Annotated in this window: 18 protein-coding genes and 1 tRNA gene; 14 read left to right on the plus strand and 5 right to left on the minus strand. The window is 63.5% G+C overall.

The genetic code is table 11. The features are described 5' to 3' along the window. Positions 1-193: 193 nt before the first annotated feature. The 3 genes from ACSQ3Z_RS21880 to ACSQ3Z_RS21890 form a co-directional block, all read right to left on the minus strand. Positions 194-267, minus strand: a tRNA-Gln gene (locus tag ACSQ3Z_RS21880). Positions 268-412: 145 nt separating this feature from the next. Beyond that, on the minus strand, positions 413-2,254 hold the full coding sequence (locus tag ACSQ3Z_RS21885; RefSeq protein WP_436173350.1) for a DUF882 domain-containing protein: 1,842 nt from the start codon (positions 2,252-2,254) through the stop codon (positions 413-415). A gap of 393 nt (positions 2,255-2,647) precedes the next feature. Beyond that, positions 2,648-4,192 carry a sigma-54-dependent transcriptional regulator gene (locus ACSQ3Z_RS21890; RefSeq protein ID WP_436173351.1) on the minus strand — a complete coding sequence of 515 codons (1,545 nt, stop codon included), beginning with the start codon at positions 4,190-4,192 and terminating at the stop codon, positions 2,648-2,650. 143 nt (positions 4,193-4,335) lie between these two features. On the opposite strand from ACSQ3Z_RS21890, the gene ACSQ3Z_RS21895 reads away from it, so the two are divergent. From ACSQ3Z_RS21895 to ACSQ3Z_RS21950, 12 genes are all read left to right on the plus strand, one after another. After that, complete coding sequence (locus ACSQ3Z_RS21895; RefSeq protein WP_436173352.1) at positions 4,336-6,174, plus strand: M3 family oligoendopeptidase; 1,839 nt, start codon at positions 4,336-4,338, stop codon at positions 6,172-6,174. Positions 6,175-6,545: 371 nt separating this feature from the next. Then, positions 6,546-7,328, plus strand: coding sequence for a proton-conducting membrane transporter (locus tag ACSQ3Z_RS21900; protein ID WP_436173353.1), 783 nt, complete (start codon positions 6,546-6,548; stop codon positions 7,326-7,328). A 171-nt stretch (positions 7,329-7,499) separates the two neighbouring features. After that, complete coding sequence (locus ACSQ3Z_RS21905; RefSeq protein ID WP_436173354.1) at positions 7,500-8,645, plus strand: aminodeoxychorismate synthase component I; 1,146 nt, start codon at positions 7,500-7,502, stop codon at positions 8,643-8,645. Continuing rightward, a complete protein-coding gene (locus ACSQ3Z_RS21910; RefSeq protein ID WP_436173355.1) occupies positions 8,594-9,256 on the plus strand; it encodes an aminotransferase class IV family protein in 663 nt (220 codons plus the stop codon). Before ACSQ3Z_RS21905 ends, ACSQ3Z_RS21910 begins: the two co-directional genes overlap by 52 nt. Before the next feature lie 23 nt (positions 9,257-9,279). After that, positions 9,280-10,215 (plus strand): heme-dependent oxidative N-demethylase family protein, encoded by a 936-nt coding sequence (locus ACSQ3Z_RS21915; protein ID WP_436173356.1) that lies wholly within the window; start codon positions 9,280-9,282, stop codon positions 10,213-10,215. A gap of 155 nt (positions 10,216-10,370) precedes the next feature. Further along, complete coding sequence (locus ACSQ3Z_RS21920; protein WP_436173357.1) at positions 10,371-11,816, plus strand: homospermidine synthase; 1,446 nt, start codon at positions 10,371-10,373, stop codon at positions 11,814-11,816. 186 nt (positions 11,817-12,002) lie between these two features. After that, entirely contained in the window at positions 12,003-12,380 is a 378-nt protein-coding gene (locus tag ACSQ3Z_RS21925) for a hypothetical protein (protein ID WP_436173358.1), read from the plus strand. 16 nt (positions 12,381-12,396) lie between these two features. Beyond that, complete coding sequence (locus ACSQ3Z_RS21930; RefSeq protein WP_436173359.1) at positions 12,397-12,546, plus strand: hypothetical protein; 150 nt, start codon at positions 12,397-12,399, stop codon at positions 12,544-12,546. Between the two features lie 82 nt (positions 12,547-12,628). Continuing rightward, positions 12,629-14,539, plus strand: a complete 1,911-nt coding sequence (locus tag ACSQ3Z_RS21935) for a 5'-nucleotidase C-terminal domain-containing protein (protein WP_436173360.1) — start codon at positions 12,629-12,631, stop codon at positions 14,537-14,539. Positions 14,540-14,692: 153 nt separating this feature from the next. Then, entirely contained in the window at positions 14,693-15,751 is a 1,059-nt protein-coding gene (gene hemH, locus ACSQ3Z_RS21940) for a ferrochelatase (protein ID WP_436173361.1), read from the plus strand. Between the two features lie 131 nt (positions 15,752-15,882). Continuing rightward, complete coding sequence (locus ACSQ3Z_RS21945; protein ID WP_436173362.1) at positions 15,883-16,833, plus strand: SPFH domain-containing protein; 951 nt, start codon at positions 15,883-15,885, stop codon at positions 16,831-16,833. 20 nt (positions 16,834-16,853) lie between these two features. Beyond that, a complete protein-coding gene (locus ACSQ3Z_RS21950; protein ID WP_436173363.1) occupies positions 16,854-17,318 on the plus strand; it encodes an NfeD family protein in 465 nt (154 codons plus the stop codon). Between the two features lie 6 nt (positions 17,319-17,324). Here the strand turns inward: ACSQ3Z_RS21950 and ACSQ3Z_RS21955 are convergent, their stop codons facing one another. Further along, positions 17,325-18,326: a KpsF/GutQ family sugar-phosphate isomerase gene (locus ACSQ3Z_RS21955; RefSeq protein WP_436173364.1), complete on the minus strand. Its 1,002-nt coding sequence runs from the start codon at positions 18,324-18,326 to the stop codon at positions 17,325-17,327. Between the two features lie 194 nt (positions 18,327-18,520). On the opposite strand from ACSQ3Z_RS21955, the gene ACSQ3Z_RS21960 reads away from it, so the two are divergent. Further along, complete coding sequence (locus tag ACSQ3Z_RS21960; RefSeq protein WP_436173365.1) at positions 18,521-20,293, plus strand: outer membrane beta-barrel protein; 1,773 nt, start codon at positions 18,521-18,523, stop codon at positions 20,291-20,293. Positions 20,294-20,311: 18 nt separating this feature from the next. Here ACSQ3Z_RS21960 and galU read toward each other — a convergent pair whose 3' ends face one another. After that, entirely contained in the window at positions 20,312-21,217 is a 906-nt protein-coding gene (gene galU / locus ACSQ3Z_RS21965) for a UTP--glucose-1-phosphate uridylyltransferase GalU (protein WP_436173366.1), read from the minus strand. Between the two features lie 209 nt (positions 21,218-21,426). Between galU and ACSQ3Z_RS21970 the strand changes: the two genes are divergently transcribed. Next, the gene (locus ACSQ3Z_RS21970) at positions 21,427-22,650 is read left to right on the plus strand and encodes a lytic murein transglycosylase (protein ID WP_436173367.1); all 1,224 of its coding nucleotides are present in this window, start codon (positions 21,427-21,429) and stop codon (positions 22,648-22,650) included. The last annotated feature ends 11 nt before the right edge of the window (positions 22,651-22,661 follow it).

The raw sequence follows: 22,661 nt of genomic DNA on the forward strand, positions 1-22,661 counted from the left end.
CTTTTCGACGACCTTGCGGTGATGCACCCAATGTGTGACCACCTTGGTCCTACAGTGATGCTTGCCGGTCTTGATGATCACCGTTTCGGCCTGCGTGGGAGCGACAGCCGCGGAGACAGCAGCCAGGGCCAGAACTGACGCTAGTCTTGCCGGCTCGAAGCTGCGTCAGGCTTGGATAAATGCCGTTGCCGGCTGGTTCCCGCTCATGGGCTCGAACCACGATTCACGCCTTCAAAGGGCGCTGTCCTACCATTAGACGAAGCGGGAATAGTGCCTGCTGGTTAGCATCCCGATGCAACGAAAGCCAGCGCGGAGCTGTGACGTTCTCCCTGTCTGCAACAACAGGCCACATCCCGAAAAAGCAAAAGCCGCGCGGTTGCCCAGCGCGGCTTTGGTTTGCTTGATCGATCCGCTACTTGGTCTGGAAGCGGGCGACCGAAAGGAACTTGACCGCGTTGCCGGTGAACCGGTTGGGATCCACCGTCTCGCTGTCCGGCTGGAAGCCGGCCGTATAGACCTCGCTCGGCGGCGTATGCACGATGTTGTAGGCATAGCGCGGCGCCGTCGTCGGGCTGGAAACGGTGGCGACATACTCGTTGCTGTTCAGCGCCCAGCGCGCCGCCTGCGGCGCGGCGGCAACCACCACTGCCTTCGGGCCTGGCTTCAGATCGCGGGCCGTGGCCCTGGCTTCCTTGCGCGTCGTCTTCACGCCTGCGCCGATCGCCTGCGCGGGATCGGTACCGGCCGGACGGGCAACAATGGCATCGCGCGGCGATGCATCGACACCGGCCGGGTCGTTGAACGCCGAGCGCGGCCCGGAGAGCGAGGCGACCTGATAGTCGCCGCCCGCAGCACCTGCATCGCTCGTCGCGCTGACCCGTTCGAGAACCGCTTTGACCTCGTCCTGCCCGACCTGATCCGGCTTGACCTCATCCGGACGCGCGGACGGCAAGACCGAGAACGCGTCGGTCGCGGTCGTGTTGTGCTGGGCCGTATCAGCCAGCGCCAGCAGAACATTCTTGTCCTGCGGAGCGAGATCGGCCGGCAGGTCCGGACGCCAGCTCGGCAGCGGAATGTTATTGACCGCGACCTGCGCCGGATCGGCGGCAGCCGCATTGGCCGGGTCGGTCATGCCGAATGGAACACTGACCGGCGCATGCGCAGTCGCCACCGTCTGCTCGGTGGTTGCGGTGGCGTCAGCCATGCCGAACGGAACGTTCTCTGCCGTCAGCGGGCCGACATCGGTCTTCGGGCGCGGCGCAAAATCAGGCAACGGAATCTCGCGCGCCGGCAGCGCCGCGATGATCGTCTCCGGCGTATCCTGCTGCTGCTCGGGTTCGGCTGCGTTCTCGTCGGCAAGCTGCGGGATGTTGGCGCGCTGCGCATCCTTCGGCGACACGATGGCTATGCCAGGCAAATTGCTTGGCTTGGCGCTCGCCGCCGGCTTTGCGGTCTTCGGCTTGGGCGCGGGCGCCGCGCTCGCCACATCGGCACTGTCGTCGGCCTCGTCGTCGCCGCCGCCAAAGAAAGCAGAAAGGAAGCCACCGGATTTCTTGTAACCGCCGCCGGCGCTGGCCAGTTCGATGGCGGGAGAGCCGGAGCCCTTGCGCGCCTTGTAGGCGGCCATAGCCTGTTCATAGCCGGGCAGCGGCTTGCCATCGCTCGGCACATGCAGCGTCTTGCCGTTGGGGAATACCCTCACGAGTTCCTGGCGGCTGATGCCCGGCCAGTGACGCACATTGCCGACATCCATGTGCACGAAGGGCGAGCCGGACGACGGATAATAGCCGACGCCGCCGCCTTGCATCCTCAAGCCGACGTCGCGCAGCTTCTTCAGCGGCACGCCTGGAATGTAGAAGTCCATGGCCTTGCCGAGCATGTGCTGGCTTTTCTCGGCGACGCCCCGGCTGCGGCTGCGCAGCATCGAGTTCGTCGACGGCGAGCGATAGCCGCAGACCACCTGGATATAGTCGGTGGCACCACTCTGCCGATAGGCTTCCCACACCAGATCGAGCAGGCGCGGGTCCATCTTGGTCGGCTCGTTGCGGCGCCAGTCGCGCAGGATGATGTTGATCTTTCGCAAACCCTCCGGAACGTAGCGGCCATTTCGCTTGTAGACGATCTCGGCCTTTTCGTGCGTGTGGAGGTGATAAAGCTTCAGCGAACGTGTATCGGCGCTTGCCCCGGTCGCGGCTGCGGACAGGAACGAAACAGCAAGGATCACCGCTGCCAGCCATCTCGGCCAGACGCTCATGTGATAGTGCCGCCCGTCTTTGTGTCGTTCGACTTTGTTCAAATCAAAAGGCCTTGCAGGCTGCCGTTTGTCCCCGGATTTGCCCAAACGGATGCGTGGTTGATCACATCCGAATATCGATCCTAATGGTTAATCATCGCTTATTGAAGCCGAAATGCGGTAACACCGTGGCGATATCCCGTCAAAAATAATGCACGGGGTTTCTTGGTAAACTGCTGGTTTAGATCATGATTCCGCCTCCGATCGAAACACGATCTGTTACCGCCAGCCTTAATGTGTGAACGGAACCGCCACCGTACCCGGCCCGCGCCTTGCCCAGTCGAAGCCGTCGATCTTGTCACGACAACTAGGGGTGCAAGCTGGTCCGGACCTTGCGGGACAAGGCCTTGCCCGTCAGGAAGCGAGCCGTTCGATGCGGCCGCTTTCCGGGTCGATGCCATATTCCTTGAGCTTCCTGTAGAGCGTCGAGCGGCCGATGCCGAGACGGCGCGCGACCTCGCTCATCTGGCCGTTATAGTGATCGATCGCCAGCTTGATCATTTCAAGTTCGACATCGGCCAGCGCGCGCACATTGCCGCGCTCGTCCAGCGCCCTGAGCGTACCGAAACGCGGCTGCAGCCTGGTCGGCGGATCAGCTTCGCCGACCGCAAATCCTTCATCGGCGGCCGCGGCACCGTTGGCGCGTGGCGAATCGTCGGAAGTCGGGCCGGGACCGGGCATCGCGACCTCGGCATCGAGATTGACCGTGCCTTCCAGCTGCGCGCGGATCTGCGGGAATTCCTCTTCCGTCAGCACATCGCCCTCGGCGAGCACCGAGGCCCTGAAGACGGCGTTTTCCAGTTGCCTGATGTTGCCCGGCCAGTCATAGGCCTGCAGCATGGCAAGCGCCTTGGCCGAAATGCCGTGCAGGCGATGGCGCGGATCGGCCGGCGCGACCTTCTCCATGAAGTGCCTGACCAGATAGGGAATGTCGTCGCGGCGGTCGCGCAGCGGTGGCACGAAGATCGGATAGACGTTCAGCCGGTAGAACAGATCCTCGCGGAACTTGCCGTCCTTGACCTGTTGCAAGAGGTTGCGGTGCGTCGCCGAGATCAGCCTGATGTCGACCCTGACGGTCGAGCGTCCACCGACCGGATCGACCTCGCCATCCTGGACGGCGCGCAGCAGCTTGACCTGCACGTCGAGCGGCAGGTCGCCGATCTCATCGAGGAACAACGTGCCCGAATGCGCCTCGACGAACTTGCCGGTGTGTTTTTCGGTGGCGCCGGTGAACGAGCCCTTCTCGTGGCCGAACAGGATCGATTCGACCAGATTGTCGGGAATAGCGCCGCAATTGACAGTGACGAAAGGCTTCGAGCGGCGGTCGCCGCTGCCCTGGATGGCGCGCGCCACCAGTTCCTTGCCGACGCCCGATTCGCCTTCGATCAGGATCGGGATGTTGGATGCCGCCGCCTTCTGGCCGAGACGGATCACCCGGTCCATCGCCGGACTGTGGGTGATCATGTCCTTGAAGGTGAGATGGCCGCCGCGCCTTCGCGACGTGCGCTTCATCTGGTCCTCGACCGCCTCGACCTTGAGCGCGTTGCCGATCGATGTCTGCAGCCTGTCGGGCGAGGCCGGCTTGACGACGAAGTCGAAGGCGCCGTGGCGCATCGCCGAAACGACGGTCTCGATGCCGCCCTGCGCGGTCTGCACGATGACCGGCACATGGATGCCGCGCTCGCGCATCGCCTTGAGCACGCCGATGCCGTCGAGGCCCGGCATGACCAGGTCGAGGATGACCACCGAGACCTCGCGCGCACCGGGGCCGTCGAGAACAGCGAGGCCTGCTTCGCCGCCGTCTGCGACGATCGCGCCGTGGCCGAATTTCGTCACCGCCGCCTCGAGCAGCCTGCGCTGCACGGGATCGTCATCGACTATGAGAATGGAACCTGTCATGACTGTGTTTTATGCCCGCCTGAGAATTCCCCATGGATCATCTTGGCACAGGGTTCTAAATAAGGTTTCAAAAAACCCGGTGAACGAATTCCTTAGGATTTGACCGGCTTCTCCTTTCCCCTTGATTCCGGAAGGTATTGTTGATGCGCATGATGTTCGATCGGCGGCTCGCGGCGCCAGCAATCGGTCACGGCGCGTCCGAGTTGGGCGATCTGCCGGAATGGAACCTCGCCGATCTCTACTCCGGCATGGAGGCTCCCGAGCTGACGCGCGACATCGCCAGGGCGGCAAGCGATGCCACCGCCTTCGAGAGCCGCTGGAAGGGCACGCTGGCCGCCGAGGCCGGGCGCGGCAGCGCAGGCAAGCTGGGCGAAGCGCTGCGCGCCTATGAGGCACTGGAGGAACTGATCGGCCGCATCGTCTCCTATGCCGGGCTGGTCTATGCCGGCAACACGGCCGATCCGCAGCGCGCCAAGCTCTATGGCGACATCCAGGAGAAGATGACCGACGCCAGCGCGCATCTTCTGTTCTTCGCGCTCGAGCTGAACCTGATCGACGACGCGATAATCGAGAGCGCACTCGCAGCCGACGCTGGCTTCGCCCATTACCGGCCCTGGGTGCTCGACCTGCGCAAGGACAAGCCCTTCCAACTCGAAGACCGGGTCGAGCAGCTCTTCCATGAAAAGTCGATCACCGGGCGCGGCGCCTGGAACCGGCTGTTCGACGAGACGATGACGGATCTGCGCTTTGACGTCGACGGCGAGGAACTGGCGCTGGAGCCCGCGCTGAACCGCCTGCAGGACGCCGACGGCGAGGTGCGGCGCCAGGCTTCCGAAGCGCTGGCCGCCACCTTCCGCAAGAATTTGCGTACCTTCACGTTGATCACCAACACGCTGGCCAAGGACAAGGAAATCTCCGACCGCTGGCGAGGCTTCGAGGACATTGCCGATTCACGCCATCTCGCCAACCGCGTCGAGCGCAGCGTGGTCGACGCGCTGGCCCTGGCCGTACGCGAAGCCTATCCGCGCCTGTCGCACCGCTACTACGCGATGAAAGCGCGCTGGCTGGGCATGGAGGTGATGAACCACTGGGACCGCAACGCGCCCTTGCCCGAGACCCCCCAGGCGGTCATCCGCTGGGACGACGCCAGGGACACGGTGCTGTCGGCCTATCAGCGCTTTTCGCCCGATATGGCGGAAATCGCCCGGACCTTCTTCGACCGCAACTGGATCGACGCGCCGGTCAGGCCGGGCAAGTCGCCCGGCGCCTTCGCCCATCCGACCGTGCCGTCGGCGCATCCCTATGTGCTGCTCAACTACATGGGCAAGCCGCGCGATGTGATGACGCTGGCGCATGAGCTTGGCCACGGCGTCCACCAGGTGCTGGCCGGTGGCCAGGGCGCGCTGATGGCCTCGACGCCGCTGACGCTGGCCGAGACGGCATCCGTCTTCGGCGAGATGCTGACCTTCCGTTCGCTGCTCGACCAGACCACCGACAGGCGCGAGCGCAAGGCCATGCTCGCCCAGAAGGTCGAGGACATGATCAACACCGTGGTGCGCCAGATCGCGTTCTATGAATTCGAGCGCAAGGTGCATGCCGAGCGCAAGAACGGCGAGTTGACCTCCGACCGGCTCGGCCAGTTCTGGCTGGAGGTGCAGGCGGAAAGCCTCGGGCCGGCGATCAAGCTGCGCGACGGCTACGAAGTGTTCTGGACCTACATCCCGCACTTCATCCATTCGCCCTTCTACGTCTATGCCTATGCCTTCGGCGATTGCCTGGTGAACTCGCTCTATGCGGTCTACCAGAATGCCGAGCGCGGCTTTCAGGAGAAGTACTTCGAGATGCTGCGCGCCGGCGGCACCAAGCATCATTCCGAGCTTCTCGCGCCATTCGGCCTCGACGCCACCGATCCCGCCTTCTGGCAAATCGGGCTCAGCGTGATCGGCGGCCTGATCGACGAACTGGAAGCGCTGGACAAGTGACAGGCGGTCTCGACGCTCGGCTCAATCAAAATAGATTAGCCGAAGCGCATGTTGGGACCATTCTATTCTTGTCCTAAATATCTGTTCTTGAACAACTCTCGGTGGAATTTTTCCGTTAGCTTTCCGCAGGCCGTATGATAGCGTCCCGCCTCAAGCTCAGCCGGACGCACTGCTCAGGCCAGGGACACTATCGGCCGGTCGTGGCGCCTTGGCGAATGCGATGGCGGCCGTTGGCCATGGGCGCGCAAACCCGATCGCCGACAGCTCGATTGAAGCCGGCAGTTCCGTCAACCGCGGAACCACCTTTGAATGGTCCTTGCGCCAAGGTCATCACTCCGGCCACGGCAGACGGATCGGAGTGGAGAGAGACAATGGGCACTTTTTTCTACATGCTCCTGGCGTTCGTTGTAGGTGTGTTGGTTGGCTGGTTCCTCTGGGGTCGCCTGCGCGGCGAGCTCGACAGTTTGCGCGGCGATCTGGATCGCACGCGCAGTGAGCGTGACAAGCTGCGTGCCGATGCCGACCGGCTGAGCGGCGAACTGGATGCATGTGGACGTGCCCGCGCCGATCTCGAGCGCCGCCTGGGCGAAGCGCCCGCCGCATCCGGCACCCCGAAGGCCTCCGCCCAGGCGCCGGCAGCGCTGATCTCGACGCCCGCGACGGCAAAGTCTGCTCCGGCCAAACCCGCCGCCAAGCCCGCTGCCAAGCCAGCCGCTGCCAAGCGTGCCGCTGCCAAGCCTGCCGCCGCGGCCAAGAAACCCGCCGCTGCCAAGTCGGCAGCCGCGCCAAAGCCGGCGGCGAAAGCCGCCGCCCCCAAGGCTGCTGCACCAAAGCCTGCTGCGTCCAAGCCAGCCGCGGCGAAGAAAGCAGCACCGGCGTCGGCCAAGGCGGCAGCCGGCAAGCCTGACAATCTGCGTCGCCTGATCGGCATCGGCCCTGTCAACGAAAAGCTGCTCAAGGGCCTGGGGGTCACCACCTACGCCGAGATCGCCGCCTGGACGGCCGCCGACGTCAAGCGGATCGAAGACGTGTTGAATTTCGACGGGCGTATCGCGCGTGAGCAGTGGATCGACCAGGCGAAGCTTTTGGCCGCCGGCGACGAGAAGGAATTCGCCCGTCGCTTCCCGACCGCCGGAACCGCCAGCAACACCTGACCGATTCGAGCCTGCGCGGGCTGAAGACACAATGGCGGCGCCCTGGTGCCGCCGTCGTTTTCGCAGACTTGCCACCTTTGCGTCCTTGGACGCCGCTCCCTCGATTGCACGCGGCCGAGCCCCCATATAGAGCGATCGCTGGCGTCACAGACCGCAGCATCCCGAGTCGCAATGTCCCTGCCCTCCGCCATCTTCCGCAACGACGAGAGCGCGCGTCAGCTCGTCTTCGACCGTCCGGCCGAAATCATCACGGCGCATAAGGCGCAGGATTTCCTGCCAGCGCTGGAAGCCGCGCAGGCGGCAAGCGACGCGGGCAAATGGCTGGCCGGCTATTTTTCCTACGAAGCGGGTTACCTGCTCGAGCCGAAACTGGTGCCGCTGCTCCCCGAGGGCCGGCGCGCGCCGCTGGTCTGCCTCGGCGTCTTCGATGCTCCGATCGAGCAGGCCCTGCCCCAGAATGGTGCGCCGGCCACCAACGGTCCGATCTTCGACGCCAGGGCCGCCTGGTCCGCCGAAGATTACGCAAGGCGCTTCGCGCGGCTGCACGATCACATCCGCAAGGGCGACTGCTATCAGGGCAACCTGACCTTTCCGGTCAACGCGCAATGGTCGGGCGATCCGCTCGCCGCCTTCGATGCGCTGACCGAGCGCCAGCCGGTAAAGTATGGCGCGCTGGTTGCGCTCGGCGATCCGATCGTGCTGTCGCGCTCGCCCGAACTGTTCTTCGAGATCGACGCCGACGGCATGATCGAGACGCATCCGATGAAGGGCACGGCGCCGCGCGGCGCGACCAAGGCCGAGGACGCCAAGCTTAAGGCGTTCCTGCGCCACGACGAAAAGAACCAGGCCGAGAACCGGATGATCGTCGACCTGCTGCGTAACGACATCTCGCTGATCAGCGAGGTCGGCACGCTGGAGGTGCCCGAACTGTTCCGCATCGAGACCTATCCGACCGTGCACCAGATGGTGAGCCGTGTGCGGGCGAAGCTGCTGCCGGATGTCGGCATCCGGCAGATCTTCTCCGCCCTCTTCCCCTGTGGCTCGATCACCGGCGCGCCGAAAATACGCGCCATGGAGATACTGCACGAATTGGAAGGCGTGCCGCGCGACGTCTATTGCGGCGCCATCGGCTGGATCGCGCCCGGCGGCACGATGCGCTTTTCCGTGGCGATCCGCACCATCTCGCTCTTTTCCAGCGGCGGGGCCGTCTACAATGTCGGCGGTGGCGTCGTCTTCGATTCCACAGCTGAGGAGGAGTATCGGGAGTGTCTGCTGAAAGCACGCTTCGCGACGGGAACGCCGCCGGTTTCGAGCTGATCGAGACCATGCGCTGGGAACCCAGCTCAGGCTTCCTGCGCTTCGATCGCCATCTCGCGCGGCTCTATGGCTCGGCGGCGGAGCTGGGCTTCGCTTGCGATCCGCAACGGGTGGGCGAAGTGCTCATGAACACAGTTGGCCGGCAAACGGTTGCGCTCCGCACCCGCCTTGTCCTGGCGCGCAATGGCGAGGCAACGGCCTCGGTGCAGCCTTACGAACCGCTGGCCGCCGACAAGGTCTGGAGGCTGCAATTGGCGCGGGTGCGGCTCGATTCCGGCGACACGCTGTTGCGCCACAAGACCACCCGCCGACAGACCTACATCCGGGCCCGTGCCGAATATCTCGTCACCCAGGCCGACGAGGTGCTCTTAGCCAACGAGCGCGGTGAACTCTGCGAGGGCACGATCACCAATCTCTTCGCCGACTTCGGCGACGGCGTACTGGTGACGCCCCGCCTCGACTGCGGCCTTTTGCCTGGCGTATTGCGCGGCGAGCAGCTGGACGAAGGCCGCGCCGCAGAAGCAATCTACAGCTATGACGATCTGAAATCGGCCAGGGCAATCTATGTCGGCAATTCGCTGCGCGGATTGATCCCGGCGCGGCTTGGCTGATGGCAGGCTGGATTCAAGGAAGCATGAACTCTTACCAGCCCACCCATACGCCCTATGACGGCTCGTCGAAACTCTTCACCATCGGGCTGAAGCCGCTCGACCCGCACAGGTGGATAGAGGTTGACGGGCATCTGCTGCCCCATCTCGCCGAGAAGCGCCGGCTCTATGCGGAAATCCCCGCAAAGGTCTTTGTCGAGGAAGACGACACACGCGATGCGCAGCGCGAAGTGCTCGACCTGCTCGGCGAGCATCTGCTGGCGAAGCATCCGGACCTCTACCGGCGCTCTGGCGCCGGCATCGAGCTGGTCGACGCCGAAGGCAGGAATGCCCGACCCGCCGGCGATGCGCTCGTCGCGCCGCTCGTCGCGGCGTCGCTGCTGGTCCAGGAGGACCTGATCCTGATGCGGCGCGACGAAAGCGGCTGGCGTCTGGTCGCCGGCTCGCTCTGTTTTCCTTCGTCATGGTCGCTCTGCGAAAAATTCGGCAAGCCGCTGCAGCAGATCCATGCGCCGGTGCCGGGTTTCGGGCCGGGCACGCGACCGGCCGATCTCATCAACCGCATGTTTGATGGCCTTCAGGGCCAGGCGGTCGAGCGCTACAACTGGTCGATCCAGGCAGGCGACGCGCTCTATCATCCGCTCTCCAATATCGAGCGCATCGACCGCGCCACCAACCGCCCCACGCGCTTCCCTGACGGCGACGTCGACGCCCACGCCTTCATCCGCGTCGAGCGGCAGACGCTCAGGAAGCTGCCGGTCTCGCGCGATGTGTTGTTCACCATCCGCATCCATCTCGATCCGCTCAAGGTGCTGGCCAGCCGCCCCGACAGGCGGGCGCTGGCCGTGTCTTTCGCCGCGCAGCTTCAGGAGCTTGACCAGGCCCAGCTCGACTACAAGGGACTGACGGCCGATCGCAACCGGCTGGTCGCCTTCCTCGACGACATGGCCAACACGGCTTAACCACGCTGCCAAGCCGGCCTGGCCGGCGGTTGGCGCTTTTCACTGGTTTATGACAATGATCTGTGGTGTAGCGCTTGGCCGTCCGGCGCAAATGCCGGGCTTTGCCCCCGTATTTTGCCCGGCTTTGTCTATGTTTTGAAGGAGTGTTCGATAAAATGGCGAATGAAAACTGGCCCGTTTACGGTGAGATCACCGGCCCGGTCGTGATGGTCGGCTTCGGCTCGATCGGACGGGGAACGCTGCCGCTGATCGAACGCCATTTCAAGTTCGACAAGTCGCGCATGACGGTCATCGACCCGCGCGACACCGACCGCAAGCTGCTCGACGAGCGCGGCATCGCTTTCGTCCAGGAGGCGGTGACCGAGAAGAATTACAAGAAGCTTTTGACGCCGCTTCTGACCAATGGCGGTGGCCAGGGTTTTTGCGTCAACCTGTCGGTCGACACCGGCTCGGTGGACCTGATGCGGCTCTGCCGCAAGCTCGGCGTGCTCTACATCGACACCGTCGTGGAACCGTGGCTCGGATTCTATTTCGATGCCAAGGCCGACAATGCCAGCCGCAGCAACTACGCGCTGCGCGAAGCGATGATCAAGGAAAAGCATGAGAGGCCCGGCGGTGCGACGGCGATTTCGACCTGCGGCGCCAATCCCGGCATGGTCTCCTGGTTCGTCAAGCAGGCATTGCTGAACCTCGCCACCGATCTCGGCCTCGAATTTTCCGAGCCGGCGCAGGACGACCGCGAAGGCTGGGCCAGGCTGATGAAGAAGGCCGGGGTCAAGGGCATCCACGTCGCCGAGCGCGACACCCAGCGCACCAAGAAGCCGAAGCCGATGAACGTGTTCTGGAACACCTGGTCGGTCGAGGGCTTCATCTCGGAAGGCTTGCAGCCGGCCGAGCTCGGCTGGGGCACGCATGAGAAATGGATGCCGAAGAACGGCAAGAAGCACAAGCACGGCTCCAAGGCCGCGATCTATCTGGAGCAGCCCGGCGCCAACACGCGCGTGCGCTCATGGTGCCCGACGCCCGGCCCGCAATACGGCTTCCTGGTGACGCACAACGAGGCGATCTCGATCGCCGATTTCTTCACCGTGCGCGGCAAGAAGGGCAAGGTCCAGTACCGCCCGACCTGCCACTATGCCTATCATCCCTGCAATGACGCCGCGCTGTCGCTGCACGAGATGTTCGGCGCCGCCGGCAAGTCGCAGCCCGTGCATCACGTGCTTGACGAGAACGAGCTGGTCGACGGCGTCGACGAGCTTGGCGTGTTGCTCTACGGCCACGACATGAACGCTTATTGGTATGGCTCGCAGTTGTCGCTGGCCGAGGCGCGCAAGCTGGCGCCCTATCAGAACGCCACCGGCATGCAGGTCACGTCTGCGGTGCTCGCCGGCATGGTCTGGGCGCTGGAGAATCCCGAGGCCGGCATCGTCGAGGCTGACGAGATGGACTACAAGCGCTGCCTGGAAGTGCAGTCACCCTATCTCGGGCCGGTCAAGGGCTATTACACCGACTGGACGCCGCTCGATAACCGCCCGGGCCTTTTCCCCGAGGATCTCGACCAGAACGACCCGTGGCAATTCCGCAACATCCTGGTGCGATAGCGCTTCCACCAGCATGTCCGACTGCCTTGCAATCGCCCGGAAATCGGGCGATTGAAGGATGCGGCCTAGAGCGACGTGCGTCCACTTGGACGCACAAAGTACGCTCTAGCACTTTGGTGTTCGCATCGTGCTTTCCGAAAATCGAACCGATTTTCGGGCCTATGCGTGAGGAGAGGGTTTTTAGAAATGACGATTGCGCGCAAAGTTCTTTCTATGGGCATGGCTGGCGCCCTGGCGACCATGCTTGCCGGCTGCATGACGGGCGGCCCCGAGGCGCCGCCGATGGCGTCTGGACCGAAAGGCGTCGAAGGTTCCTGGATCGACGCCAAGGGCACCGGTCTGTCGACCTTCGCGGCCGGCAGCTTCGCCACCGTCGCGACCGATACCGGCCAGAAGCTCGCCGAGGGCAGCTACACCATGACCGGCGCCACATCGGTCGAGATCCACGGCACCTCGCTGATCCGCCAGACGCCGGTCAGCTTCAACTGCCTGATGGTCTCCACCAGCCAGCTCAACTGCACCAGCGCGGCCGGGCAGAATTTCGTGCTGACGCGCCGGGCCTAAAGCATTTTCCAGCCAGGTGAATTCACTTGGCGTCGTAGGAAATGCGGCTGAAAAAGCCCAGTGCGACATCGATCCCATCCAAAAGACGGCGGCGCGAGCCGCCGTCTTTTTTATGCCGGCAAACATCGTCCTGATTTCCGCTTGCATCGATGAAAACGCGATGTGAACATGACGCAAAAGCTGGCTGTTATGCCCCAGTCAAGCAAGGGCGTTAAATGCCTCTGGTCAGGTCCATCCGGGAGACGAATATGAAGAAGTTTGCCGCCATTGCCGCCCTTTCGGCATCCACGCTTGGCCTGTCGGCCGGCGCATCCTTTGCCGACTACACACTGAACATCCTGCATATCAACGACTGGCACAGCCGCATCGAGGGCAACAACAAATACGAGTCGACCTGTTCGGCCGAAGAGGAGACCAAGGGCGAATGCATCGGTGGCGCCGGCCGCCTGATTACCGCAATCGCGCAGGAGCGCAAGAAGCTGGAAGGCCAGAACGTGCTGCTGCTCAGCGCCGGCGACAATTTCCAGGGTTCGCTGTTCTACACGACCTACAAGGGCAAGGTCGAAGGCGAGTTCCTCAACGAGATGAAGTTCGACGCCATGGAGCTCGGCAATCACGAATTCGACGATGGCGAGACCGCACTTGCGCCGTTCCTCGACATGATCAAGTTTCCCGTGCTGGGCGCCAATGTGAAGGCCAACGCCCAATCCAAACTCGGCGACCGCGTCAAGCCTTCGATCGTGGTCGAAGTCGGCGGCCAGAAGATCGGCATCATCGGCGCCGTCACCAACGACACGCCGGAACTCGCTTCCCCCGGCCCCAACATCACCATTGAGGACGACGTCAAGTCGATCACATCAGAGGTCGAGAAACTGAAGGGCGAAGGCGTCAACAAGATCATCGCGGTGACCCATATCGGCTACAACCGCGAGCGCGACGTGATCGCCAAGATCCCCGGCATCGACGTGGTGGTCGGCGGCCACAGCCATACGCTTTTGTCGAACACCGATCCGAAGGCGGCAGGCCCCTATCCGACGATGGTCGACAATCCGGATGGCTACAAGGTGCCGGTGGTGCAGGCGGCGTCCTATTCGAAATATCTCGGCGAGTTCAAGGTCGTGTTCGACGACAATGGCGTCGTCAAGGAAGCCAGCGGCGATCCGATCTTTCTCGACAAGTCGATCACACCCGATCCCGCCGTGCTTGCCCGCATCAAGGAGCTCGGCGCGCCGATCGAGGAGTTGAAGAACAAGGAGGTGGCCGAGACCACCAAGCCGATCGACGGCAGCCGCGAGAATTGCCGAACCCGCGAATGCGAGATGGGCAATCTCGTCTCCGATGCCATCCTTGACCGCGTCAAGGGCCAGGGCATCGAGATCGTCATCTCGAATGGCGGCGGCCTGCGCGCCTCGATCGACCAGGGCACCGTGACCATGGGCGAAGTGCTGACCGTGCTGCCGTTCCAGAACACGCTGGCGACATTCAAGATTTCGGGCAAGGATCTCGTGGCCGGGCTGGAAAGCGGCCTCAGCCAGATCGAGGACGGCGCCGGGCGCTTCCCGCAGGTCGCCGGCCTGAAATATTCCTTTGACAAGTCGGTCGCGCCCAATGCCGGACGCGTCAAGTCGGTCGAAGTCATGGAAGGCGGCGCCTGGACGCCGCTCAATCCGGACAAGGACTATCTGGTCGCCACCAACAACTATGTCCGCCAGGGCGGCGACGGCTACAAGGTCTTCGCCGAAAAGGCCCAGAATGCCTATGATTACGGTCCGGGCCTGGAGCAGGTGGTCGCCGACTATCTTGGCGCGCACCGGCCCTATACGCCGAAGCTCGACGGCCGCATCACCGAGATCGCCGCGACCGTTGCGGCGGCTCCCGCGGCCGAACCGGCCAAGCCAGCCGAGCCAGCAGCACCGGCTCCGGCAGCGGCCGCACCTGCGGCCCCGGCCGCGGAACCCGCCAAGCCGGCAGAGGCAGCCCCGGCCGCGCCAGCCGAAGCCGGCCATGTCATCGTCGCCGGCGACACCTATTGGGACCTGGCCAAGAAAGCCTATGGCGACGGCACCAAGTGGAAGGTGATTTCCGAAGCCAACAAGGGCTACGAGCCGCGGCGTCTGCCGCTCGGCGCGACCCTGACCATTCCGCCTGCGGCGAAGTAGTCCTTTCGCAGAAACGCACAACACCCGTCTGGGAAACCAGGCGGGTGTTCTGCTTTCGGGGTAAGGTGCGGCCAGACGCAGCATTGAAAACCGGCGCGACATCGTTAGTTTCGCCGCGACACCGCAGGTCTGGCGCAGTGTCCGGAGACCTTTATGACGCTTTCCAGCCCCGCCGATCCGAAAGCCGTGAAGGCGCCTGGCCCGCCGCCGGCGGGTCATGTGCCGGCGGGCAAAATCGGCGTCATGCTGATCAATCTCGGCACGCCCGACGGCACCGACTTCAAGCCGATGTGGCGTTATCTCAGGGAATTCCTCTCCGATCCGCGGGTGATCGAGCTCAACAAGGCGATCTGGTACCCGATCCTCTATGGTCTGGTCCTCACCACCAGGCCGAAGAAGTCCGGCGCCAACTACGCCAGGATCTGGAACCGGGAGCGCAATGAGTCGCCGCTGCGCACCTACACCCGCGCCCAGGGCGAGAAGCTTGGCCAGACGCTCGGTGACCTGCCCGAAATCGTCGTCGACTGGGCGATGCGCTACGGAAATCCCTCGACCGCGAGCGTTGCCCAAAGACTGGTCGAACAGGGCTGCGACCGCATCCTGTCCTTCCCGCTCTATCCGCAATATTCTGCAACGACGACGGCGACCGCCAACGACCAGCTGTTTCGCGCGCTGATGAAGATGCGGGCGGCACCGGCGATCCGCAGCGTGCCGCCCTACTATGCAGAGCCCGTCTACATCGAGGCGCTCGCCCGTTCGATCGAGCGGCACCTTGCAAGCCTCGACTTCGAGCCGGAGGTGGTCATTACCTCCTATCACGGCATCCCGAAGCCCTATTCCGACAAGGGCGATCCCTATCAGGCCCATTGCCTGGAGACGACGCGGCTGCTGCGCGAAAAGCTCGGCTGGAGCGACGAAAGACTGATCACCGCCTTCCAGTCGCGCTTCGGCGCGCAGGAATGGCTGCAGCCCTATACCGACAAGACGGTCGAGAAACTCGGGCATGATGGCGTGAAATCGATTGCCATCGTCAATCCGGGCTTTTCGGTCGATTGCATCGAGACGCTGGACGAGATCGGCCGCGAGGCCGCCGAAACCTTCCATCACACCGGCGGCGAGAAATTCGCCCATATTCCCTGCCTCAACGACAGCACCGAAGGCATGGCGGTGATCGAGGCGATGGTGCGGCGCGAACTGGCCGGCTGGGTCTGACGGGCTTCGGCGGCACGAAACCGGTGCGCAAAAGCCTTCGCTAACCAATATTCGTGATCACCTGATTGTAACGTCGTGGAAACACACTTAAGTGATTCCGTGAAGTCGGCGCCTATTGAGGGAGAAACGAAATGGGCTTCAGCGGTTTCGATATCGCGATTGGTGCGCTTGCCTTTCTGGTATTGGTGCTTCTTGTCAAAGGCATCAGGACAATCCCACAAGGTTACAATTATACGGTCGAGCGCTTCGGCCGCTACACTAAGACACTGAGCCCAGGCCTCAATTTCATTATCCCCTTCATCGACCGTATCGGCGCCAAGATGAACATGATGGAGCAGGTGCTCGACGTACCGAGCCAGGAGATCATCACCCGCGACAACGCCATCGTCGGCGTCGACGGCATCGCCTTCTTCCAGATCCTCAATGCAGCGCAGGCAGCCTACCAGGTCTCCGGCCTGCAGAACGCCATCCTCAACCTGACGATGACCAACATCCGTACCGTCATGGGTTCGATGGACCTCGACGAGCTGCTGTCGAACCGCGACGCCATCAACGAGCGCCTGCTGCGCGTCGTCGACGAGGCGGCACACCCGTGGGGCATCAAGATCACCCGCGTCGAGATCAAGGACATCAACCCGCCGGCCAACCTGATCGAATCGATGGGTCGGCAGATGACGGCAGAACGCAACAAGCGCGCGCAGATCCTCGCTGCCGAAGGTCTCAAGCAGTCGCAGATCCTCGAGGCCGAGGGCCGCAAGGAAGCCGCGTTCCGCGACGCCGAGGCACGCGAACGCTCGGCCGAAGCCGAGGCGCGCGCCACACAGGTCGTGTCCGAAGCGATCTCCAAGGGCGATGTGCAGGCGCTCAACTACTTCGTCGCGCTCAAATACACCGAGGCCCTGACCAGGATCGGCTCGGCCACCAACAGCAAGGTCGTGCTGATGCCGATGGAAGCCTCGTCGCTGATCGGCACGCTCGGCGGCATTGGCGAGATCGCCAAGGAAGTCTTCCGCAGCGAAGGCACCACCGGTGCGCAGCGGCAGGCAGCCCGCCCGCCGGTCGTTCGTCCTAGCGAGAACTGAGATCGTAGGAGCACATTCGCATGCTCGACCGCATCATTTCCGAACTCGGGCCGTGGAACTGGATGGTTCTCGGCTTCGCCCTGCTGGTGATGGAAGTCATCGCGCCCGGCATTTTCATGCTGTGGATCGGCATCGCCGCGCTCATCATCGGCGCCGTGTCGCTGCTGATCTGGGACGCAAGCTTCTGGACCTGGCAAATCCAGGTGCTGGCCTTCCTCGCCCTGTCGCTGGTTTCCGCCTATGTAGGCAAGAAGCTGGTGGGCGGTCGCAATGACCCGACCGACCAGCCGCTGCTCAACCGCCGGGGCGCGCAGATGGTCGGCAAGATGGCGACACTTGCCGAGCCGATCAAGGACGGCCGCGGCCGCATCAAGCTCGGCGACACGCTGTGGCGCGTTTCCGGACCGGACATGCCGGCCGGCACGCAGGTGCGGGTGACGGGTGCTGCCGATACAGACCTGGAACTGACAGTCGAAGCTGTCTGAGTTCCTTCAGGCTGCTCCGATGCGCAGCAGGTCATGCAGGTGGACGAGGCCGACCGGGCGTCCGTCCTCGACCACCATCAGGCTGGTGATGGCCGAGGTGTTGATGGTCTGCAGCGCCGTCGCCACCAGCGTGTCCGGGCTCGCCGTTTTCGGCTTTCTCGTCATCACCTGATCGACGCTCATTGCCAAGAGATCGTTGGCGATATGGCGGCGGATGTCGCCGTCGGTGATGATGCCTATCAGCGCGCCGTCCCCTGCTGTTATCGCCACGCAGCCAAACCCCTTGCGCGACAATTCGAGGATCGCGTCCTGCATTCCGGTGCCGCTCGGCACCAACGGCAGCCTGTCGCCGACATGCATGATCTCACGGATCTGCGTCAGGTTGGCGCCGAGCTGGCCACCGGGATGGAAGGTGCGGAAATGATCCGGCGTGAAGCCGCGCGCCTCGAGCAGCGCGATGGCCAGCGCATCGCCCATCACCAGTTGAAGCAGGGTCGATGTCGTCGGCGCAAGCCCGTGCGGGCAGGCTTCAGGTGCCGGCGGCAAAAGCAGCACCACGTCAGCCGCGCGCGCCAGCGCCGATGTCGCGCCGGATGTTACCGCGATCAGCGGGATCGAAAAGCGCCTGGAATAGGCGACGATCCCCATCAGTTCCTTGCTCTCGCCCGACCATGACATGGCGATGATGGCATCGTCCTTGGCGATCATGCCGAGATCGCCATGATTGGCCTCGGCCGGATGGACGAAGAAGGCAGGCGTGCCGGTCGAGGCAAGCGTCGCGGCGATCTTCGAGCCGATATGGCCGCTCTTGCCGACGCCGGTGACGATGACGCGGCCGTCGATCTGCGAGACAATGTCGACGGCCCGTGCGAATGGCTCGGCCAGCCCGTCTTCGAGCGCCGCGGCAAGTGCTGCGACACCGGCGTGCTCGGTTGCCACCGTTCTCAGCGCCGAATCGATCGCAGCCTGCCTGTCCGGCTGCTTCTTTTCTGGGGACCCCGCATGCATGGCTGATGCGATTAGCGCTTTGCCGCCCGCCTGTCCAACAGAAATGGCTGCCGACGTCCCATCTCGAACTCGCGCGGACCTGGAAATCACGCCAACGGACCGGCCTGACAGCAGCCGCCTCAACCCTTGGTTAACCATCCTCATTTACGGTTCGGTAAGTATGGCGCGCATGTGGCGCGCAAGCAGTGGTGACGATGTCGCGGGCCCAGCCTGGAACGAAACGAGGTCTCAGGGACACAACCGTCAGCACTCTGCTGCTGGCGGCCAGCGTCCTGGCTTTGCTGCGGCCAATACCGCTCCACGCCCAGGAAACCGAGCTGCGCGGCGAGGTTTCGGAATCGGCGATCCTGTCCGACCAGCAGCGCAAGGCCAGGCAGTTGGTCATGGCCAGTCCCCAGGACCAGCAGGCACAAGCGAACGCAGCCGCAACGGACGACGCGCCGGCGGACACCTACCAGCCGGCCAGCCCCGGCGCGGTGCCTGACGACACCAACGCGACAGGCGCGACCGGCAGCATTTTCGATCAGCCCGCTGCCACCGACGACACGCTTGGCGACGAGGCGGCTCCGGTCAAGCCGCGCCGGCCCTCGAACGCGAAACAGCGCGCCGACGCCGCCGGGGACAAGACCAAAAAGGGCAAGATAAAGAAGAAGGCCAACCAACAGGCCGACACGGCGACGACGGCTGCCACCGACGATACCGGCACCACCGACGAGGACCAGGACGGCGCCAACCCCCGTGCCGTCACCATCGACAGCGCCGACCGTCAGGAGCTGGACCCCGGCGCCGAGCGCACCGGGGCCATCGAAGGTCTGGACAGGAAGATCGAGGACGACCCGTTCGCTGCGACCGGCATCAAGATCGGCTCCTTCGTGATCAGGCCGACGCTGGAGCAAGGACTGACGGCCTCGTCGAACGCCGATTTGAGCAGCGGCGGCAAACCCGCATTGCTGTCGGAAACGGCGCTACGCTTCAACGCCATCTCCGACTGGCAAGAGAATTCGGCAACGATCGACGGCTATGGCATATTTCGCAACACCATATCCGGCGACGAGGTTCACGACGCGCTAGGCCGCGTTGAAGGCACGCTCAACGTCGATCTTGACAACGAACTGCGTGCGATCGCCACACTCGGCTACGAGGCCGTGCCGGAATCGGCCTCCTCACCAGTCGTCATTGTCGGCACCGTCGAACAGCCGGTCCGCCAGACCGTCAACGGCGGCCTCGCCCTCGTGAAGGATGTCGGCAAGCTACGCTTGGGCCTCACCGGTGCGGTCGAACACGACATCTATGGCGACGCCGAGCTCTCGATGGGCGGCTCGCTGTCGCAGAAAGACCGCGACTCGACGCTCTATACGGCGACCTTGCGCACTGGCTATGAAATCTCCCCGGCCATCACGCCCTTCACCGAAGTCCAGGTCGGTCGCCGAGCCTATGATCAGCAATTCGATACAAACGGCTATGAGCGCTCCTCGAAAGGGATTGGTGCCCGAGCCGGTGTCGCACTCGACCTGAGAGAGAAACTTGTCGGCGAGTTCTCGGCCGGCTGGCTGACGGAGACGTTCGACGACAGCCGTCTGCAACCAATTTCAGGCCCGACCTTGAACGCCGGCCTCAAATGGTCGCCCGAGCGCGGCACCACGATCGGCCTCCTCGCACTGACGACCGTCGAGGGCACGACGACCGCCGGCGAGAGCGGCGACCTCCTTTATGCTGCCAGTCTATTGGGCGAGCGGCAAATCCGCGCCAATCTGACCGGAAACGCGGTTCTTGCCGCAGGCTGGCGCGATTATGCTGGCTCCGATGGGCATGATCTGATTCTGAGCGCCGAGGCCGGACTGACATGGTGGCTAAACCGGTATGTCGGTCTCACCACCCGCGCCAGAACCGAAAAACAGACGAGCAATTTGCCGGGGCGCGATTACAAGGCCAACAGCATCTTCCTCGGCGTGAAGGTGCAGCGCTAGAACAGCCGATCAGCATGCCTAGAGGGTGGCGCCGCGGCGCTCGGAGGGCTTCATCTCATCGAGCAGCGTGCGGATGACACCGCGCATGTTCTCGTTCATGTCGTTGCGCCACAGGGCGAAGGCGACATTGGCCTCGACGAAGCCTTCCGGCGAACCGCAATCGAAGGTGCGGCCCTGATAGTGGTAGCCGTAGAAGGGTTGCTGCTTTTCCAGCTTCAGCATCCCGTCGGTGAGCTGGATCTCGTTGCCCGCGCCGCGCTCCTGGCCTTCGAGGATGCCGAAGATTTCCGGCTGCAGGATGTAGCGGCCGTTGATGAACAGGTTGGACGGCGCAGTGCCCGTCTTCGGCTTCTCGACCATGCCGGTGATGCGGAAGCCGTGATGCGTATCCTCGCCGCGGCCGACGATGCCGTATTTATGCGCGTCGGCCGGATCGCATTCCTGCACCGCGATGATGTTGTTGCCGGTCTCGGCATAGAGTTCGACCATGTCCTTCATGCAGCTCTTTTCCGATTGCATGATCATGTCGGGCAACAGCAGCGCGAAAGGCTCGTCGCCGACAAGCTCGCGCGCGCACCAGACGGCATGGCCAAGCCCCATCGGCACCTGCTGGCGGGTGAAGCTGGTCTGGCCCGGCGCCGGCTGCAGCCGCTGCAGGCGGGCAAGCTGGTCGTCCTTGCCGCGCTGCGCAAGCGTGTCGTAGAGTTCGAACTGGACGTCGAAATGGTCCTCGATGACCGCCTTGTTGCGTCCGGTCACGAAGATGAAGTGCTCGATCCCCGCATCGCGCGCCTCGTCCACGACATACTGGATGACCGGCCTGTCGACGACTGTCAGCATTTCCTTCGGGATGGCCTTGGTGGCCGGGAGGAACCGCGTGCCGAGGCCGGCGACCGGGAAGACTGCCTTGCGAACTCTCTTCATGCTGTCAATTATCCGTTTGAGGGCCTGCTCCGCAATCCCGTTCTGAGACATTTTCACGCCGGAATCGAGACCTGGACAATAGCAGGACTAAACATTGCAGTGCGTAAAGCATCGAGGCGTCTTTTCGTTCCCGACCCCACCTATGGTAAACTAAATGCTAACCGGGTTCGGCGATGAATGATCTTCCTGATATGACGAAGGAGGAAAAGATGTCCGTTCGCAGTACCGCAAAGCGCCTGGCAAGCGCCGTGACGGCAGCCAGCCTCTCGCTTGCCCTGCTGATGCCCGCTGGGCCCGCTTTCGCCGATGCCGGGTTTCGGCAATGGGTTGCCAGCTTCCGCGCTACGGCGGTGCAGAGCGGCGTTTCCGGAGCGCTTTACGACCAGGCCTTCAAGAACATCAACGATATCGACCCCGTGGTGCTGGAGAAGGCCCGCACACAGCCCGAATTCACCGCTCCCGCCTGGGACTATTTCGACAACCGCGTCCATGACCAGTCGGTCGCCGTCGGCCAGCAGATGGCCAGGAAATGGAAGCCTTGGCTGGACAGGATCGAGGCCAGATTCGGCGTCGACCGCAACATATTGCTCGCCATCTGGTCGATGGAATCGAATTATGGCGAGATCCTCAAGCGCGACGACATCATGCGCAATGTCATCCGCTCGCTGGCGACGCTCGGCTATGCCGACCCGAGGCGCTCGAAGTTCGCCCGCACCCAGCTGATCGCGGCACTGAAGATCCTGCAGAGAGGCGATATCGACGAAAGCCATCTGAGCGGCTCCTGGGCCGGTGCGATGGGCCACACCCAGTTCATCCCGACCAGCTATCAGGCCTATGCGGTCGACATGGACGGCAACGGCAAGCGCGACATCTGGAATTCGATTCCAGACGCTTTGGCGACAGCCGCAAACCTGCTCAGGAAGAACGGCTGGCAGGCCGGCAAGACCTGGGGCTATGAGGTCACCTTGCCGGCCGGCAAACTTCCCGGCGGCTCCAAGACGCTGGCGCAATGGCAGGCGCTCGGCGTTGCCAGGGCCAACGGCAAGCCGTTCAAGAACGGCTCCGACAAGGCGACGCTAAAGGTGCCGGACGGCCGTGGCGGACCGGCCTTCCTGATGATCAAGAATTTCTCGGTCATCAAAGCCTACAACAACGCCGACAAATACGCGCTCGCCGTCGGCCTTCTTGCCGACGAAATCGCCGGCTATGGCGGTCTGGTGCAGGACTGGAAACGGCCTTTCACCAAGCTCACCTTCGAGGAAAGGCAGGAGCTTCAGCAACGGCTTTCCGAGCATGGCTACTATGACGGCAAGTTCGACGGCAAGATCGGAGACGGATCGAAAGCCGCGATCCTGGCCTTCCAGGCAAAGACCGGCTTGACCCAGGACGGCTATCCAAGCATGGAAGTGCTCAAATGGCTCCGGCAAAAGTAGAGCTGCCTTAG

The organism is Mesorhizobium sp. LjNodule214 (assembly GCF_964252735.1).
GTDB lineage: Bacteria > Pseudomonadota > Alphaproteobacteria > Rhizobiales > Rhizobiaceae > Mesorhizobium.

Coding starts and splice junctions, on each gene's coding strand:
- ACSQ3Z_RS21885 (WP_436173350.1), bottom strand. CDS start 2,254: ATGAGCGTCTGGCCGAGATGGCTGGCAGCGGTGATCCTTGCTGTTTCG.
- ACSQ3Z_RS21890 (WP_436173351.1), bottom strand. CDS start 4,192: ATGACAGGTTCCATTCTCATAGTCGATGACGATCCCGTGCAGCGCAGG.
- ACSQ3Z_RS21895 (WP_436173352.1), top strand. CDS start 4,336: ATGCGCATGATGTTCGATCGGCGGCTCGCGGCGCCAGCAATCGGTCAC.
- ACSQ3Z_RS21900 (WP_436173353.1), top strand. CDS start 6,546: ATGGGCACTTTTTTCTACATGCTCCTGGCGTTCGTTGTAGGTGTGTTG.
- ACSQ3Z_RS21905 (WP_436173354.1), top strand. CDS start 7,500: ATGTCCCTGCCCTCCGCCATCTTCCGCAACGACGAGAGCGCGCGTCAG.
- ACSQ3Z_RS21915 (WP_436173356.1), top strand. CDS start 9,280: ATGAACTCTTACCAGCCCACCCATACGCCCTATGACGGCTCGTCGAAA.
- ACSQ3Z_RS21920 (WP_436173357.1), top strand. CDS start 10,371: ATGGCGAATGAAAACTGGCCCGTTTACGGTGAGATCACCGGCCCGGTC.
- ACSQ3Z_RS21925 (WP_436173358.1), top strand. CDS start 12,003: ATGACGATTGCGCGCAAAGTTCTTTCTATGGGCATGGCTGGCGCCCTG.
- ACSQ3Z_RS21935 (WP_436173360.1), top strand. CDS start 12,629: ATGAAGAAGTTTGCCGCCATTGCCGCCCTTTCGGCATCCACGCTTGGC.
- hemH (WP_436173361.1), top strand. CDS start 14,693: ATGACGCTTTCCAGCCCCGCCGATCCGAAAGCCGTGAAGGCGCCTGGC.
- ACSQ3Z_RS21945 (WP_436173362.1), top strand. CDS start 15,883: ATGGGCTTCAGCGGTTTCGATATCGCGATTGGTGCGCTTGCCTTTCTG.
- ACSQ3Z_RS21950 (WP_436173363.1), top strand. CDS start 16,854: ATGCTCGACCGCATCATTTCCGAACTCGGGCCGTGGAACTGGATGGTT.
- ACSQ3Z_RS21955 (WP_436173364.1), bottom strand. CDS start 18,326: ATGCATGCGGGGTCCCCAGAAAAGAAGCAGCCGGACAGGCAGGCTGCG.
- ACSQ3Z_RS21960 (WP_436173365.1), top strand. CDS start 18,521: ATGTCGCGGGCCCAGCCTGGAACGAAACGAGGTCTCAGGGACACAACC.
- galU (WP_436173366.1), bottom strand. CDS start 21,217: ATGAAGAGAGTTCGCAAGGCAGTCTTCCCGGTCGCCGGCCTCGGCACG.
- ACSQ3Z_RS21970 (WP_436173367.1), top strand. CDS start 21,427: ATGTCCGTTCGCAGTACCGCAAAGCGCCTGGCAAGCGCCGTGACGGCA.